Origin of the sequence: Streptomyces sp. NBC_01506, from assembly GCF_045040295.1 — a bacterium.
Lineage (GTDB): Bacteria > Actinomycetota > Actinomycetes > Streptomycetales > Streptomycetaceae > Streptomyces.
Genome location: NZ_CP109422.1, coordinates 4913270 through 4927832, shown reverse-complemented (window position 1 = coordinate 4927832; position 14563 = coordinate 4913270). Strand labels below are relative to the sequence as shown.

Below are 14563 nucleotides of genomic sequence, written 5' to 3'. Positions count from 1 at the left end.
CAGCATGTCGGCCGGCACACGGATCCCCTCCAGGATGGGCGTCACGGCGTCCCGGCACTCCGGGGTCGAGCAGTGGACCGGGCTCGCCTCCAGGTTGAGCCGGGGATAGGTCATCGACTCGGGCGGCAGATAATGCGCCGCACAGGCGAGGCATACGTACCATGTGCGCATATTGGGCTCCTAGTGGGAGACGCTGGTTCCGCTGCAAGTGCTGCATGCCCCGGTCCATGTGCGTGTCACGGGTTTCTGCGTTCCGTCGGGCTCGGTTTCGACGGTGTGCTCGGTGTGCTCCGTCAGCCCGGTACCACCGCATGGACCGCAGGACGTGTCATCCATTCCCCAAGCATGACGGATCCAACGTCTTGCGGAAGGAAAGTGAGCCTTTCCGGTAGTGGTCGGATCGCGAGAGTTTACGTGGACGTACGCCGCCCGCCCACTGCCGCCGCCGGTGACCTCAGTCCCACCCACGGCGCCCCGCCCTCCTCGAGGGCGGGGCCGCCTTCGTCATGTCCGGGGGTGCCGGTTGTCGAGCAAGGAGAAGGGCCTCGCGGCCAAATCCGCGAGGCCCTTCCACGTAGCCCGGCCATCTGACGGGGGTACATTTCCCAGTGGATGCTAGGAATTGGAGCCAGTATGCCCCACCACAGTGACACAGTGGGGGGCGCTGAGAGCAACGGACAGAGGCTGTCTCGTTTGCGCATGCGCCTCCGCTGGACACAGCAACGACTCGCGACCGAGGCGGGGTACAGCCTCGCCGCAATCAAGGCGTACGAGCAGGGCCGACGCTCACTCGACCAACCCTCGGCCATCCTCGCCATGTGCCGAGCGCTCGACTGCCACCCCACCGAAATCACAGGCGGACCGATCATCCCGCATCAGAACGACCACGCCTCGCAGGCGGCCATGGCCGGGGTCGCCGCAGTGCGGCGCGCGCTGATGCGCCACGGGCGACCCACGCGCCCCACGGAACAAGAGCTGGCCGAGGTCGGCGTGCCCGAGCTGCGCGCCCGCACCGCCAGGGCCAACCAACACCGGTCGGCAGCATCGTTCACACGCTCCGGCCAAGCGCTGCCCGCGCTGCTCCGTGACCTCCAGGTCGCCGCCGAGACGTGCGCGGGAGACGACCGCCGGGCGGTATATGACCTCCTGTCGTCCGCCTACGAATGCGCCATGATGTACCTCTACAAACTGGGGCACGTCAGCGACGCGACGCTGGCGACAGAGCGCGTTGTGTGGGCGGCACAAGAGACCGAGAATCCGCTGCGGATCCTGGCCAGCCGCTGGTCGGAGGCGGGTGAATTCCTCGCGATCGGCGAGCACGACGAGGCCGGTGCCATCATCGAGGACGCCCTTTCCAGTCTCGGCAAGATCCAGGCACCCGGCCCCGAAGCCGTCTCGCTGACGGGCGCGTTCGAGCTGAAAGCAGCTCTCAACGCGGCGCGCGCTGCCGATGCGAAGCGTGCCGACCGTCACTGGCACCGGGCCGTGAAGGTGGCCGATCAGCTCGGCGCGGACCGGAACGACTGGCAGATGCACTTCGGGCCGACCAACACGGCGATCTGGGGCGTCTCCCTACCGGTCGAGTTGGGCGCCGGCCGCGCCGCCGTCGACCGGGCCCAGCGGGTGAAGCTGCCCGAGGGCTACTCTTCCGAGCGCGCGAGCCACCATCACATTGATGTGGGGCGCGCCCACTTCTACAACGGGCAGCGTGACAAGGCACTGGAAGCCTTCCTGACCGCCGAGCGCCTGGCCCCGCAGGCAACCCGGATGCACGCCGGTGTCCGAGAGACAGTCGGGACCATGATCCGCACTCAGAAGTGGGGCCAGCTCGCCGAGTTGGGTATCAGGCTCGGCGTCGTCTGACTCAAGAGGGATACAGACTGTAGCCCTAGTGTCACCCCTCGGTCTCTAACGTCAGTGGCTCAGATCACACACTGACCGTGAGCCGAGGGGGCGCCGTGCGCCAGGAGACAACCGCCGAGGAACGTTCGCCGTTGGACACCGAAACCATGCTCGGCAGAGCGGGCGGGTTACTCGATGGCAGCGCGTTCCCTCCGGATGTTGAGGGTCTGGACCGTCTCACGCTGCAACTGCGCGGCCACGTGGACCTGTTGATCACCGAGCTTGAGCAGACGATGCGACAGGGCGCCGGTCGCGGCGACCCGCGCGCGCTGGCGGGTATCGGCGAGGCACGCCGCAGGTTGTCGGGCGGCCCGAGCGCGCTCGGACCGATGCGGCACGCGCAGTGTCTGGCCCGCTCCGTGCAGGCGTTGTGCGCGCACCTGGAGCGTCTGGCGGTGTCGCCGTGACACGGCCCGTTGCCCCGTGGCTGCCCCCGGCGGGAACCACCGTCGAACTCACCGCCGCCGGGAACTCCTGGGACGCGGTGCGTGTCCCGGCCCGTTACGCGCGCAGCATCCTCGACCGTCTCGGCGACACCAACGGCGCCGTTATCGAGGACCTGGCCAGCCAGTGCCTGTACTGGCTCGTACGGCCCGGATCGGCAGACGGGTGGGGACTGTCCCCGCTGTACGCCTCCGTCCTCGGAGGGTCCACCTACGTGGCCGTCCCGCCCATCAACCGCACCAAGGGCTACCGCCTGCAATGGGCACTCCCGCCGGCGCCCACCCGGTACCTCACCCCCGCCGACGCGCTGCACGACGCACTCGATACCGAGATCGAGGCGGTGAGCGGCCCCCGCACCCCGCCGGCGCCGGTCGCGCTGTACCGGGGCGACCCCATCACCCCGACACCGGGCGAGGCGGCCCTGCACACGCTCATGGACCACACGTACAACTGCACCCCGTGCCGCGTGCGTACGGACGGCGGATACTGCCCGACCGCCGCCGAGCTGGTACGCGCAGAGAGGGAAGCACGACGATGACGCTGCTCGGAACCGGCACCAAGACCGGCCTCAAGTCTCTGTGCTGGGCACTCAAGCCGAAATCCGCGATCCGGTGTGTGCTGATCGGGTGTTCCCCGCGCAGGCGGGGGTGTTCCGGTGGGCTGGATTGGGAGTTCGGTCTGGCCGGGGTGTTCCCCGCGCAGGCGGGGGTGTTCCGGCGTGACGAAGCCCCCGGCCATCAGGTCGGGGGCCGGTCGTACGCGGGCTACAGGTCCAGCACCGCCCACAACCGGCGGCCATCCTCCGCAGTGTCCGCACCACACGACGACGCACCGAGGGCCGCGACCCCGGGCAGCACCTGTTCGTCGGTCACTGCGAGCCCCGTCCGGTGGGAGAGGACCACGATGAGGGCCTGCGCGCGCTGGTCCGCGAGGTGGAGACTGACACGCTTCCCGCCGTCGTCAACGGCAGTGCGGATGAGGAGCGCTGTCACGTCCCCCGCGATCTCATCGACCTCCCGGTACCCCCACGTGTGCAGTTGGTCCACCACGTGCGTGCGGGCTTTCGTTACGGTCCACGGGGCGGACTCCAGGCCCCAGGTTGCGGCGCGCCGGTTGCTGATGTTCATCCGATGGCGCCCCCGTACGGCCACGGTCGCGGTCTTCGTGTCCGGTGTCGGGCGCGGTGGCTGGACCGGGCGTTTCGGCGGCGGCGGGGTCTTCGGCGGGTAGTCCGGGTGATGCTCCATGCGCGCTCCCTGAGCCGTGGGGGTTACCCATCGTAGGCCGCCTGCTACGGGGAGCGCGGGGAAACGACAAAGCCCCCCGGCCATTACGGTCGGGGGCTCGTTCGCAGTGCTCCCCGCGCAGGCGGGGGTGTTCCGTGCGTGCGCATCAGGTCGGGGTCCATCCAGGTGGGTTCCCCGCGCAAGCGGGGGTGTTCCGGTGACAAGGCCGGGCCGCAAGGAGTCGCAGCGGGGCAACGCACTCGCCGTCGCGAGCCTGGCCGAAAACGCTTTCCTCTCTGTCCAGGACCTCTCACACGATCTGCGAGACGCGAACGAAACCCTGCGACGCGCTCGTACATGGTCGCGATGAACAGCGACCCCCGTAAGGCGGAAGTCGCTGCGGCGCAGACCTACTTCGCTGTCCAGACTCGGAAGGCCGAAACCGCCGCCGTGGTCGCGCCCGCGCTGCCGCAGGATTACGAGGAAGCCCTCGTGGCGCTCCTGGACAGAGAGAACAAGGCGCAGGAGGCCACGAACAAGGTCGGGCCGGGCATAGGGGCGCCTTCGTCGTGCCCAGCATCAGCCGCGGCGCGCCGCACCCTGCGGCCATACGACGTCAACGGCCAGCCCGGCCGCACGCGCCTCCTCGACGGCATCGGCCGTGCCGCCACCCTTGCCCGAAGGCGGGGTGCCGTCCCATACGGCCACGAGCCGCTCGGCGCGCGCAAGGAGCGTGCGGTTGGCGGCCTCGTAAGCGGCTCGGTTCGCGGTCCCCTGCGGCATGACCAGCACTTCGGCCGCACCCTCCACGAGTTGATCGAAGACGGCGGCGTGGTCCGGCTTGACCTTCGTCTGCCGGTAGTCCTGGGAGGGGATCACAACGACGAGCCGACCACCGAGACCGATGACCTCTTCGGCGAACAGCGCGTCGGCCCCGGCCGCGATGCACGAGATGCCGGTCAAGTCCTCGCGGTACGGCTCCAGAAGTTCGCGCAAGGCGGCCCTTACGAGCGGCACGCTCTCCTCGGTCAGGTCCATGTGCCCCGTCACGGCCAGCTTCGTCATGTCCGCCCCTCAACTCGACAGCAGGTCGCGGATACTATCTCCGGCGTGGGGCGTCAGTCAGGCATCTGACCAGGGATTTCCTGTTCAACCCAGATGGGAACAGGAAACCCGCAGCGCAGCGGCACGTTTGTTATGCCTGCCCGGCGACGGCATCCACAGCGTCGAGCGCCCGTTCCCACGGGTACGCCGCCGCGTTGCCCTGCTTTGGGGGATGCGCCTCGTAGCCGTTCGGGCCGTCAAGGAACGTCACGCCTTGCGCGCGCAGATCCGCGATGCTCCGGGCCACAGCAGGCTGTGCGCCCTGGGCCCGGTTGAAGAACGGCATCGCCAGCACCGGGACTCCCATGTGCACGGCCTCAGACGGCAGCCCGATGGCGAGCGTGTCCGAGATCCCGCCACCCCACTTGTTCAGCGTCGTGCATGACATCGGAGCGACCAACATCACGTCCGCCTTCGGCAGCGCGTCAGCCTCGCCGGGCAGCTTGTACTGCGAGCGCACGCGGTGCCCCGTCAGCTCCTCAAGTTCCTTCATGCGTGGCTCCCACCAGCGCGCCGCCGAAGGCGTCAACACCAGGCACACGTCCCAGCCGCGCGCCTGCGCCTGGCGAACCCCGTAGTCGGCGAACTGAGCGGGGCCGGCCGCGCACGCGATCAGATACAGGACTCCTCGCGTCGTCATGCGGGAAGTCCACATCGCAGGGTCAGCTTGCGCAACTCTCCGCCGGAACCGCCATTGCCCCCAACACAGATGACGCCGTGTGCTACGGGCGACCGCTACGTCATCCTCACAGCGGCCTGACTCGACCCCCGGCGACCCGCGTCCAGACCAGCGCCGCCCTCGCCAGGGGGTTAGGTATCGCTACCGGCGTCCTCGCCTTACTCCGCTGACGCACAGCAGAACGCCCCCACCCGCGACTCCAGTCGGAGGGGTCGGACGGGGGCGCCTTCGTCGTGTCCGGGGGCGTCAACGAGGAGCGCTCCGACCCCACTTGGGGATGGGGGCGATGCCGCCCGGTCGGCTCCGGGCGTACCGTTCTGAGTGTTGAGGTCAGAACTGGAGCCATTATGCCCGAGCCCGCAGACATTCATATTGGTGCGCGGATGGCGTCGCGCCGGAAACTAGCCGGATATACACAACGTCAGCTCGCTGAGCACTCCAATTTATCCCTTGGCTCGATCCGCAAGGTTGAACGTGGAGAACGCCCCCCCACCCCCAGTGTCCTCGCAGGCGTGGCCCGCGTCCTGCACGTCACCGTGGAGGACCTGACGGGTCAGCCCTACCGGCAGCTCCCGCAGGACGAACAGGTACACGCCCCCATCACAGAGGTCCGGGCAGCGTTGCGGCACTGGGACCTGCCTGCCGACTGGTTCGAGCAACCTCGTGCGATTTCCGAACTCCGCGCCGACCTTCAAGCCGTGACGAAACACCGGGTCGACGGCCGTCTCACCCGGCTCGGTAAGGCCCTGCCGGCGCTGCTTGAGGAACTAACGGCAGCGGTTCACCTGCGCACAGGCCGAGAGCAGCAACAGGCTGCGCGTCTGCTGACACTGGCCTACGACTTGGCGCATACGCTCACCTACCGACTCGGATACCCAGACCTGCGGGGTCAAGTCGAGGACCGCCTACGGTGGGCCGCCGGCCTCGCAGGTGACCCGCTTCTCGTAGCTCTGGCCGAGTACAAGCGGGTTGAGACGTTCAAGTCCGCGCACGAGTACGGGGCAGGTCTTCGCGTACTGCAAGCCGCGCGTGAGCAGCTTGCGGATTGCGGCCGAGGGCGGGGCGCAGAGTGGGTGACCCTCCTTGGCGGCATGCGACTGAGAGAGGTCACCCTGGCGTCCAGGCAGCGTGATACGGCTGCCACCGAGCACCACCTGGACGCGGCCCGGTCACTGCTCCACCAATCGCCTCGCGTGGCCGACCAGCGGCATCACAGCGTCGTGTTTGGCGTAGGCAACTTGGCAATTCACGAGATCCAAGCCCGGCTTGAATTGCAGCAGGTAGGGGAGGCGGACAAGGTGATCCACAAGAACCAGCAGCTACCTGCGTCGGTCCCCCCAACCCGAGTGAGCGCTTATCACATCAATGTCGCTCGGGTGCACATCGCAGCGGACAGACGAGAAGACGCCCTTTCGCATTTGCAGTCCGCACGCCAAGCCGCGCCACAGGTCACCCGGTACAAGCCGATGGCCAGGGACGCAGCCCTACTGCTGACGATGAAGTATCGACGGACGACAGAAGAACTGCGTTCGCTCAGTACTTGGTTCGGGTTGGACTAGTCAAGCTCATGGCGCCGCTGAAGTACCCCAGGCTGGGGTACTTCAGCCCTTGCCCTGTCGGAACGATGTGACGAGAGCAAAACACACCGTCACGTGGAGCCGACCATGGTCCGAATCAGCCAGCCCGTCCCCCTCGACATCGAGACGATGCGCACAGCAACGGGCGGATTACTCAGCGACGGGGCGGCCCCTCCGGCCGACGAACTCGATCTGCTCATCATCCAGTTGCGCGGCCACCTGCACTTGCTGATCCCCGAGCTGGAGCACCGGTTCGGCCAGAATGACGATGCCCGCGCCAGAGCAGGTATCGGCGAGGCCCGGCGCAGGCTGTCCGCCGGCCCCACTTCGCTCGGCCCGATGCGGCACGCGGAGTGCCTGGCACGCTCCGTCGTGGCCCTGTGCGCGCACCTGGAGCGTCTGGCGGTGTCCCCGTGAGGCCCGTCGCGCCATGGCTGCCCCCGGCCGGGAGCGGTGTCGAGCTCACGGCCGCAGGTGACTGCTGGGACGCGGTCCGTGTCCCGGCCCGGTACGCGCGCGGGATGCTCGACCGGCTCGGCGACACCAGCGGGGCCGTCATCGAGGACCTGTCCAGCCAGTGCCTGTACTGGCTCGTACGGCCCGGCTCAGCGGACGGGTGGGGACTGTCACCCTTATACGTCTCCGTCCTCGGGCAGAACACGTACGTCGCCATCCCGCCCATCAACCGAACCGAGGGCTACCGCCTGCAATGGGCAGTTCCGCCCACGGCCACCCGCTACCTCACCCCCGCCGACACGCTGCACGAAGCGCTCGACACCGAGATCCGGGCCCGAACCCCGCCCGCGCCGATCGCCCTGTACCGGGGCGGCCCCATCACCCCGACACCGGACGAAGCCGCCCTCCACGCGCTCATGAACCACGCGGACAACTGCACCCCGTGCCGCGCCCGCACAGACGGCGGATACTGCCCGACCGCCGCCCAACTGGTACGCGCCGAGAAAGAAGCACGACCATGACGGCACTCGGATCAGGGGCCATGCCCCTCGGCCTCAAGCCCCTGTGCTGGGCACTCAAGCCGAGGACGGAAATCCGGTGCGTGCGGATCGGCCCCGACCACGCTGACGACCACACGAGGGGCCCGGCCCGGATCAACCCCTCCGGGACCCCGCCGACCCCACCGCCTACCCCACCGCCGACCCCGGCGTGAACGCCTCCCGGGCGTCCAGCAGTTCGTCCCAGTGCTGCCCCGTCCAGGCGCACGCCGCGTCCATCGGGACGAGGAGGCTGCGGCCCAGCGCAGTGAGCGCGTAGTCGACGCGGCGGGCCGGGCCCGCGTGGGCCGTGCGGGCGATCAGGCCGTCGCGTTCCAGGGCGCGGAGCGACTGCGTCAGCACCTTCGCGGTGATGCCGCGCAGCGGGATCCGCAGCTCCGAGAAGCGGCGCGGGCCCCGTTCGAGGCAGCGGATGATCAGGCCGGCCCATTTGTCGCCGAAGTGGATTGGGGAGAGCGTGGACGGGCACACCGGGTCGAACATCTCGGGGTCCAGCGGCTCGGGCTCGGTCACCGTTCCAGCGTAGCCGCAGCCCGCCCGGTACCCCGTTGGTAACCAGCCTCTTCCCTATCGTCCGGGATACACGGCCGGCACATCGGTACCGGCCATCGGACTCGGGAGAACCCATGAGCCGGATCATCGTCTTCGGCGCGGGCGGCAGGGGCGGGCGCGCGGCCGTCGCGGAGGCGGTCGGGCGCGGTCACCAGGTCACCGCGGTCGTACGCGACGCGGCCAGGCACGCCGACCTCACCGACCTCACCGACCTCGCCGAGGTCGTCAAGGTCGTCAAGGTCGTCGAGGGCGATGTCACCGACGCCGCGACCATCGCGCGGCTCGCGCGGGGCCACACCGCCGCGATCAGCAGCGTCTACGACCCCGCCGCCGCACCCGACCTCTTCTACCCCGCCGCCTCCCGCGCCCTCCTCGACGGACTGGCCCGCGCCGATGTCCGCCGCCTCGTGAGCGTCGGCCTGGCCTCGAACCTGGAGACCGCGTCCGGCGCCCTCCTCCTGGACACCCCCGGCTACCCCCAGGAGCACCGCGGCTTCCTCCTCGGCCACGCGGCCGGCACCGACGTCCTGCGCGCCGCCCCCGCCGACGCGTGCGACTGGGTGGTGCTCAGCCCCTCCGGGGACTTCGACCACACCGGCGGTCGTACGGGTGCGTACCGTACGGCTCCCGGCGACGCCGCCTCCCGCATCTCGTACGCCGACTTCGCGATCGCGCTGATCGACGAGAGCGACGAGAGCGACGAGATCGACAGGCCGCGCCATCACCGCACTCACATCGGCGTCGAGACGGCCTGAGCCCGATCCATACCGCAACCGCCGCCGATACGTGAGGATGGCCTGGCAGGTACGAGGAAGGGAGAGCGGGTCGTCGTGCTTCTGCGGCAACTGGAGTATCTGGTCGCGCTCGCCCGCGAGCGGCACTTCGCGCGGGCCGCCGACGCCTGCTTCGTGTCGCAGCCCTCCCTCTCCGCCGCGATACGCAAGCTGGAGCACGAGCTGGACGTGCCCATCGTGCGGCGCGGCCGGCGCTTCGAGGGGCTGACGCCCGAGGGTGAGCGGGTGCTGCTGTGGGCGCACCGGATACTCGCCGAACGCGACGCGCTCCACCACGAGTTGTCGGTCATGCGCGGCGGTCTCACCGGCACGCTGCGCCTCGGCGCCATCCCCACCGCCCTCACCGCCGCGTCCCTGCTCACCTCGCCCTTCTGCGAGCAACACCCGCTCGTCCGCGTCTCGTTGGAGTCGCTGTCGTCGCGCGACATCACCCGGCGGCTGACCTCCTTCGAGCTGGACATCGCGCTCACGTATCTGGACGACGAAAGCCTGCGCCAGGTGCGCAGGACACCGTTGTACGAGGAGCGGTATCTGCTCCTCACGCCACACGACAGCCCGCTCGCCGAACAGCGCTCCGTGCGCTGGGCGGAGGTCGCCGGGCTGGCGCTGTGCCTGCTGTCACCGCAGATGCGCAACCGCCGGATCATGGACGAGTACTTCGCCGCCGAAGGCGCGACCGTCACCCCGGCCATCGAGACCGACACCGTCGCGGGCCTCTACACGCACATGGCGGTGGGCCGCTGGTCGAGCGTCATCTCGCACGCCTGGCTGCATATGTTCGGCGTGCCCGCCACGATGCGCGTTGTCCCGCTGGAGCACCCCGCGCACGGTCCGCGCGTGGGGCTGGTGATCGCCGACCGCAGCCCCGAACCGGTGCTGGCGAAGGCGCTGTTGGAGACCGCGCGCCGGGTGAGCGTACGTGAGGTGCTGGACGGCCTGCTCGACACGTATCTCACTCAGCCGGAGCCGGACCGGGACCCGGACCGGGACCCGGACCGGGACCCGGAGCGATAGCCCGCGTCTATCCCGGCATAGAGAGGATTGCTTTGACCAGGCCGGACGCCGGCCAGCACCGTAGGAGGCACCTTCCGAAGCACTCCCGCAGCAACGGACGAGGAGCCGCAACGTCATGGCCAAGATCCTGTGTGTGCTGTACGACGACCCGACCGACGGCCAGCCCACCACCTACGCCCGCGACGACCTCCCGGTCATCGACCACTACCCGGGCGGCCAGACCACCCCCACCCCCGAGGCGACCGACTTCACCCCCGGCCATCTGCTGGGCAGCGTCTCGGGTGAACTCGGCCTCCGCTCCTTCCTGGAGAGCCGCGGCCACACCCTCGTCGTCACGTCCGACAAGGAAGGCGCGGGATCGGTCTTCGACCGCGAGCTGGTCGACGCGGACATCGTCATATCCCAGCCGTTCTGGCCGGCGTATCTGACCGCCGAGCGCATCGCCACCGCCAAGAACCTGAAGCTCGCCATCACGGCCGGCATCGGCTCCGACCACGTCGACCTGGACGCCGCCATCTCGCAGGGCGTCACCGTCGCCGAGGTGACGTACTGCAACAGCATCAGCGTCGCCGAGCACGTGGTGATGACCATCCTCGGCCTCGTACGCAACTTCATCCCCTCGCACCAGATCGTGCTCGACGGCGGCTGGAACATCGCGGACGCGGTCAAGCGCTCGTACGACCTGGAGGGCATGCAGGTCGGCACGGTCGCGGCAGGCCGCATCGGGCTCGGCGTGCTGCGCCGCCTCGCCCCCTTCGACGTGGGCCTGCACTACACCGACCGCCACCGTCTGCCGGAGGCCGTCGAGCGGGAGCTGAACCTCACCTGGCACGAGTCGACCGCCGCCATGGTGCCGCACGTCGACGTCGTCACCATCAACGCGCCGCTGCACCCCGAGACCGAGGGCCTGTTCGACGACAAGCTCATCGGCACCATGAAGCGGGGCGCGTACCTGATCAACACCGCGCGCGCGAAGATCGTCGACCGCGACGCCGTCGACCGCGCGCTGCGCAGCGGACAGCTCGCGGGTTACGGCGGCGACGTCTGGTACCCGCAGCCCGCGCCGGCCGACCACCCGTGGCGCACCATGCCCAACCACGCGATGACGCCGCACATCTCGGGCTCGTCGCTCTCCGCGCAGGCGCGCTACGCGGCGGGCACGCGGGAGATCCTGGAGTCGTACTTCGCCGGGAACCCGATCCGTGACGAGTACCTGATCGTGGAGGGCGGTGCGCTCGCCGGGACGGGCGCGCACTCGTACTCCACGAAGGAGGGCTGACCCCCGGCCGGTTCCGGTCCCCCCGGCCGGTTCCGGTCTCCCGCCGTATGGGATCGTGCGCGCCATGACAGCGTTCCAGGCGCACATGCGGCGGGCGGGTGAGCGGGCACTGGAGGCGCTTCCGGTGCCGCTCAGGGGCGAGATCTACGTGATCTCCTTCCGGATCTGGCGGCACGACTCGTTCGACCGGCGGCATCCGTACCTCGCGATCGGTTACAACACCGAGAGCGAGGTACGGCGCGTACTGGGCCAGGGAGGGGGGCTGGACCCGGCGGAGGTGCGCTGGAACTACGCGTACTGGCCGCTGGACGAGACGACGGGCGTCGTCGGCCACGGTCCCGAACCGGCGAAGGACGACCCGGCCGGAGCCGCCCTGCATCTCGCGGAGATCAAGGAACTCGGCCTCTGGTACGAGGAGTTGGACCCCGGGACAGAGGACGAGGACGACGACGAGGACGAGGACGAGGAGGACGACGACGACGAGCAGGAGCGGTCGGACGAACTCCTGACCGCCCACTTCGACGCCGCCTGCGTCGATCTCGCCCGCCACCTGCACACGAGCGGCAGACTCACGGCGATCCTCGGGCGGCCCGTACCGATCGTGCCGTTCGACATGTACCGGCCCGGATACGAGGCCGACCTCACCGAGGCGGCCAACCCGCCCGGAGTGATCGTGGACTACCTCGCCTGGGCGAGGGCGGAGGAGGGTTGAATCCCCCTCAGGGAGGGGCCGGGAGGGGCTACTTCACCTCGCCGATACGGCCCAGGAAGTGCGCCGCGCCGTCCTGCACCCGTTGCAGGAAGAGACCGTTGGTGAGGACGAACGAGCCCGCCGCGTCCTCGAACTCGACGGTCCTGGCCAGGCCCTTGAAGGTGATGTCGCGAAGCCTGGTCACCATCGCGCCCCGCTCCACACCCGTGGCGACCAGTTCGCGCATCCCCCGTGCGACGAAGTTCAGCGCGTCGTACGCCTCCACGGCGTAGGGCTCGACCGCGAACAGCCCACCCGCGTCCGCCTGTTCGCCCCCGCGCGGACCGTAGCGCTTCTCGTACGAGGCCACGAACCCTTTCGCGGTGGGCAGTTCGGCAGGGCCGACGTACGTCGTCACGAACACCCAGCCGTCCGCAGCCGCAGCCGCCGCCCCCGCACCGGCGACGAACTCCGCGTCGAGCACCGGCTCGCGCGCGATCCGTACGCCCCGGAATCCCGCGTCCGCCAGCGCGCGGGCGCAGAGCGCCGCCCGGCGCGGCGACGTCCCGCCGTACGCCACCGAGTCGGCGCCGAAGTCGCTCACGGCTGCGGCCACCGGCCCGAAGTCGTCGCTGTCGGCGGGCACGGTGCGGGTGGTGGTCGTGCCGTTCGCGTCGCGCAGGGCGCCGGACAGGTCCAGGACCAGCAGCTCGCCGGCTCGCCCCGCCGCCCGGTCGTCCACCAGAACGGTCCTGCGGACGTCCTTGGCACGGACGAGGTAGTCGACGAACCCCACCCACAGGCTGTTCCCGTCCGGTCTCAGCTCGAAGAACGCCCGCTCGCCCGCCGAGCTGAACGCCTCGGTGTCGCAGGAGACGGTCACGAGCGGCAGCAGGGCCTTCTGGTAACGCGCGACGACCGCCTCGACCCCGGCGGTCCCGGTCGGGCCGATCACCGCGTGGACGTCGCGGTCGGCGGCGAACGTGTCGGCCACCTCCACGGCCCGCTTCGCCTCCCCGCCGTCGTCCAGCACCCGCAGCGCCAGGTCGAAGGGGCGGTCCGTACGGGAGTTGTGGTCGGCGAGGGCGAGCCGTGCGCCTCGCTCCTGTGCGCGGCCGGCCGCCTTGTCCCGGCCGGACAGGTCGGCCTGGAGTCCGACGACGTAGCGGGGAAGGGAGCCGGCGGCGTCGGAGCCGCCGCCCGATCGCCGGGACGCCGCCCAGGCCGCCAGGCCCCCGCCGGCCGCGACGACCCCGGCCGCCGAGGCGAGGGTGAGCAGCCGGCGGCGCGAGGGTCGCCCGGACGCTGCGGGTGCTTCGGGTGCGGGGGCGGGGGCGGGGGCGGCCGATGCTGTTTCCCCGTCCGGCTGGTCACGCAGGGCCAGTACGGCGGCGGAACGCCCGGCGACCAGCCGCGTCAGCGCGCCCGGCAACCAACCACCCGAGTCCAGCTCCCCCGCACCCGCCAGCAGCGCCTCCCGCACCTCCCCCGAACTCGGCCTGCCTCCTGGGTCCTTGGCGAGACAGGCCGTCAGCAGCCCCAGCAGCTCGGGCGGTACGCCGTCGAGATCCGGCTCCTCGTGAACCGTACGGAACAGGACCGCCGCCGCCGACCCCGTACCGAACGGTCTGCGCCCCGTCACCGCATACGCCAGCACACACCCCAGCGAGAACACGTCGCTCGGCGGCCCGAGTTCACCGCCGCCCGCCCGCGCCTGCTCGGGCGACAGATAGCCGGGCGAACCGATCACCACATCGCTCGCGGTCAGGGCGGTGGCGGTGGCGCCGGTGGACCGCGCGATCCCGAAGTCGATGAGCCGGGGGCCGTCCAGGGTCAGCAGGACATTGCCCGGCTTGACGTCACGGTGCACGAGCCCCGCCTCGTGCACCTCGGTCAGCGCCTCGGCCAGCCGGGCGCCGAGGACGCGGACGGTTTCCGTCGCCAGCGGCCCGTACGACGTGACGGCCTCCGCCAGCGAGGGGCCTGGCACGAAGGCCGTGGCCAGCCACGGTTCGCGCTCCTCGGCCGCCGCCGCGACGACCGGCACCACCCAGCGGCCGGTCAGTCTGCTCGCCGCCGCCACCTCGCGCCGGAAGCGGACGCGGAAGCCGTGGTCGGCGGCGTACTCGGCGCGGATCACCTTGAGCGCGAGAAGTCCGCCACCCGGCGAACGCGCCAGATACACCACACCCATACCGCCCGCGCCGAGCCGGCCGAGCAGCCGGTAGCCGCCGACGACGGACGGGTCGGCCGCCTTCAGCGGCTTGAACGGCCCGCTCCCGGCCATG

General features: G+C 70.2%; 15 protein-coding genes. 10 read left to right on the top strand and 5 right to left on the bottom strand.

Annotated elements, in window-relative coordinates; all coding sequences use genetic code 11:
• Positions 1-612 precede the first annotated feature (612 nt).
• The 3 genes from OG329_RS21560 to OG329_RS21550 all read left to right on the top strand — a co-directional run bounded on the left by OG329_RS21560 (position 613) and on the right by OG329_RS21550 (position 2884).
• Complete coding sequence (locus OG329_RS21560) at positions 613-1863, top strand: helix-turn-helix domain-containing protein (protein WP_405797333.1); 1251 nt, start codon at positions 613-615, stop codon at positions 1861-1863.
• Between the two features lie 95 nt (positions 1864-1958).
• Complete coding sequence (locus OG329_RS21555) at positions 1959-2309, top strand: DUF6415 family natural product biosynthesis protein (RefSeq protein ID WP_405797331.1); 351 nt, start codon at positions 1959-1961, stop codon at positions 2307-2309.
• Positions 2306-2884 (top strand): hypothetical protein, encoded by a 579-nt coding sequence (locus OG329_RS21550; RefSeq protein ID WP_405797329.1) that lies wholly within the window; start codon positions 2306-2308, stop codon positions 2882-2884. Before OG329_RS21555 ends, OG329_RS21550 begins: the two co-directional genes overlap by 4 nt.
• Before the next feature lie 226 nt (positions 2885-3110).
• Here the strand turns inward: OG329_RS21550 and OG329_RS21545 are convergent, their stop codons facing one another.
• From OG329_RS21545 to OG329_RS21535, 3 genes are all read right to left on the bottom strand, one after another.
• The gene (locus OG329_RS21545) at positions 3111-3593 is read right to left on the bottom strand and encodes a hypothetical protein (RefSeq protein ID WP_405797327.1); all 483 of its coding nucleotides are present in this window, start codon (positions 3591-3593) and stop codon (positions 3111-3113) included.
• Between the two features lie 558 nt (positions 3594-4151).
• The gene (locus tag OG329_RS21540; RefSeq protein WP_405797325.1) at positions 4152-4637 is read right to left on the bottom strand and encodes a hypothetical protein; all 486 of its coding nucleotides are present in this window, start codon (positions 4635-4637) and stop codon (positions 4152-4154) included.
• Between the two features lie 130 nt (positions 4638-4767).
• Positions 4768-5316 carry a flavoprotein gene (locus tag OG329_RS21535; RefSeq protein WP_405797323.1) on the bottom strand — a complete coding sequence of 183 codons (549 nt, stop codon included), beginning with the start codon at positions 5314-5316 and terminating at the stop codon, positions 4768-4770.
• A gap of 386 nt (positions 5317-5702) precedes the next feature.
• Here OG329_RS21535 and OG329_RS21530 point away from each other — a divergent pair, with 386 nt between their 5' ends.
• The 3 genes from OG329_RS21530 to OG329_RS21520 all read left to right on the top strand — a co-directional run bounded on the left by OG329_RS21530 (position 5703) and on the right by OG329_RS21520 (position 7909).
• Positions 5703-6914 carry a helix-turn-helix domain-containing protein gene (locus tag OG329_RS21530; RefSeq protein ID WP_405797321.1) on the top strand — a complete coding sequence of 404 codons (1212 nt, stop codon included), beginning with the start codon at positions 5703-5705 and terminating at the stop codon, positions 6912-6914.
• 105 nt (positions 6915-7019) lie between these two features.
• Positions 7020-7349 carry a DUF6415 family natural product biosynthesis protein gene (locus OG329_RS21525; RefSeq protein WP_405797319.1) on the top strand — a complete coding sequence of 110 codons (330 nt, stop codon included), beginning with the start codon at positions 7020-7022 and terminating at the stop codon, positions 7347-7349.
• Complete coding sequence (locus OG329_RS21520; RefSeq protein WP_405797317.1) at positions 7346-7909, top strand: hypothetical protein; 564 nt, start codon at positions 7346-7348, stop codon at positions 7907-7909. The genes OG329_RS21525 and OG329_RS21520 overlap by 4 nt, the downstream gene beginning before the upstream one ends.
• A gap of 165 nt (positions 7910-8074) precedes the next feature.
• Here OG329_RS21520 and OG329_RS21515 read toward each other — a convergent pair whose 3' ends face one another.
• A complete protein-coding gene (locus tag OG329_RS21515; protein ID WP_405801949.1) occupies positions 8075-8428 on the bottom strand; it encodes a winged helix-turn-helix transcriptional regulator in 354 nt (117 codons plus the stop codon).
• Between the two features lie 143 nt (positions 8429-8571).
• Between OG329_RS21515 and OG329_RS21510 the strand changes: the two genes are divergently transcribed.
• From OG329_RS21510 to OG329_RS21495, 4 genes are all read left to right on the top strand, one after another.
• Complete coding sequence (locus tag OG329_RS21510) at positions 8572-9252, top strand: NAD(P)-dependent oxidoreductase (protein WP_405797315.1); 681 nt, start codon at positions 8572-8574, stop codon at positions 9250-9252.
• A 75-nt stretch (positions 9253-9327) separates the two neighbouring features.
• Positions 9328-10305, top strand: a complete 978-nt coding sequence (locus OG329_RS21505) for a LysR substrate-binding domain-containing protein (RefSeq protein WP_405797313.1) — start codon at positions 9328-9330, stop codon at positions 10303-10305.
• A 115-nt stretch (positions 10306-10420) separates the two neighbouring features.
• Entirely contained in the window at positions 10421-11584 is a 1164-nt protein-coding gene (locus OG329_RS21500) for an NAD-dependent formate dehydrogenase (RefSeq protein WP_405797311.1), read from the top strand.
• A gap of 64 nt (positions 11585-11648) precedes the next feature.
• The gene (locus OG329_RS21495) at positions 11649-12296 is read left to right on the top strand and encodes a hypothetical protein (RefSeq protein WP_405797309.1); all 648 of its coding nucleotides are present in this window, start codon (positions 11649-11651) and stop codon (positions 12294-12296) included.
• A 28-nt stretch (positions 12297-12324) separates the two neighbouring features.
• Here the strand turns inward: OG329_RS21495 and OG329_RS21490 are convergent, their stop codons facing one another.
• Positions 12325-14562, bottom strand: a complete 2238-nt coding sequence (locus OG329_RS21490; RefSeq protein ID WP_405797307.1) for a bifunctional serine/threonine-protein kinase/ABC transporter substrate-binding protein — start codon at positions 14560-14562, stop codon at positions 12325-12327.
• Position 14563: the final 1 nt, after the last annotated feature.

Excerpts from the sequence above, each read along its gene's own strand:
- OG329_RS21560 (WP_405797333.1), top strand. The coding sequence starts at position 613 with ATGCTAGGAATTGGAGCCAGTATGCCCCACCACAGTGACACAGTGGGG.
- OG329_RS21545 (WP_405797327.1), bottom strand. The coding sequence starts at position 3,593 with ATGGAGCATCACCCGGACTACCCGCCGAAGACCCCGCCGCCGCCGAAA.
- OG329_RS21540 (WP_405797325.1), bottom strand. The coding sequence starts at position 4,637 with ATGACGAAGCTGGCCGTGACGGGGCACATGGACCTGACCGAGGAGAGC.
- OG329_RS21535 (WP_405797323.1), bottom strand. The coding sequence starts at position 5,316 with ATGACGACGCGAGGAGTCCTGTATCTGATCGCGTGCGCGGCCGGCCCC.
- OG329_RS21530 (WP_405797321.1), top strand. The coding sequence starts at position 5,703 with ATGCCCGAGCCCGCAGACATTCATATTGGTGCGCGGATGGCGTCGCGC.
- OG329_RS21525 (WP_405797319.1), top strand. The coding sequence starts at position 7,020 with ATGGTCCGAATCAGCCAGCCCGTCCCCCTCGACATCGAGACGATGCGC.
- OG329_RS21515 (WP_405801949.1), bottom strand. The coding sequence starts at position 8,428 with ATGTTCGACCCGGTGTGCCCGTCCACGCTCTCCCCAATCCACTTCGGC.
- OG329_RS21510 (WP_405797315.1), top strand. The coding sequence starts at position 8,572 with ATGAGCCGGATCATCGTCTTCGGCGCGGGCGGCAGGGGCGGGCGCGCG.
- OG329_RS21500 (WP_405797311.1), top strand. The coding sequence starts at position 10,421 with ATGGCCAAGATCCTGTGTGTGCTGTACGACGACCCGACCGACGGCCAG.
- OG329_RS21495 (WP_405797309.1), top strand. The coding sequence starts at position 11,649 with ATGACAGCGTTCCAGGCGCACATGCGGCGGGCGGGTGAGCGGGCACTG.
- OG329_RS21490 (WP_405797307.1), bottom strand. The coding sequence starts at position 14,562 with ATGGCCGGGAGCGGGCCGTTCAAGCCGCTGAAGGCGGCCGACCCGTCC.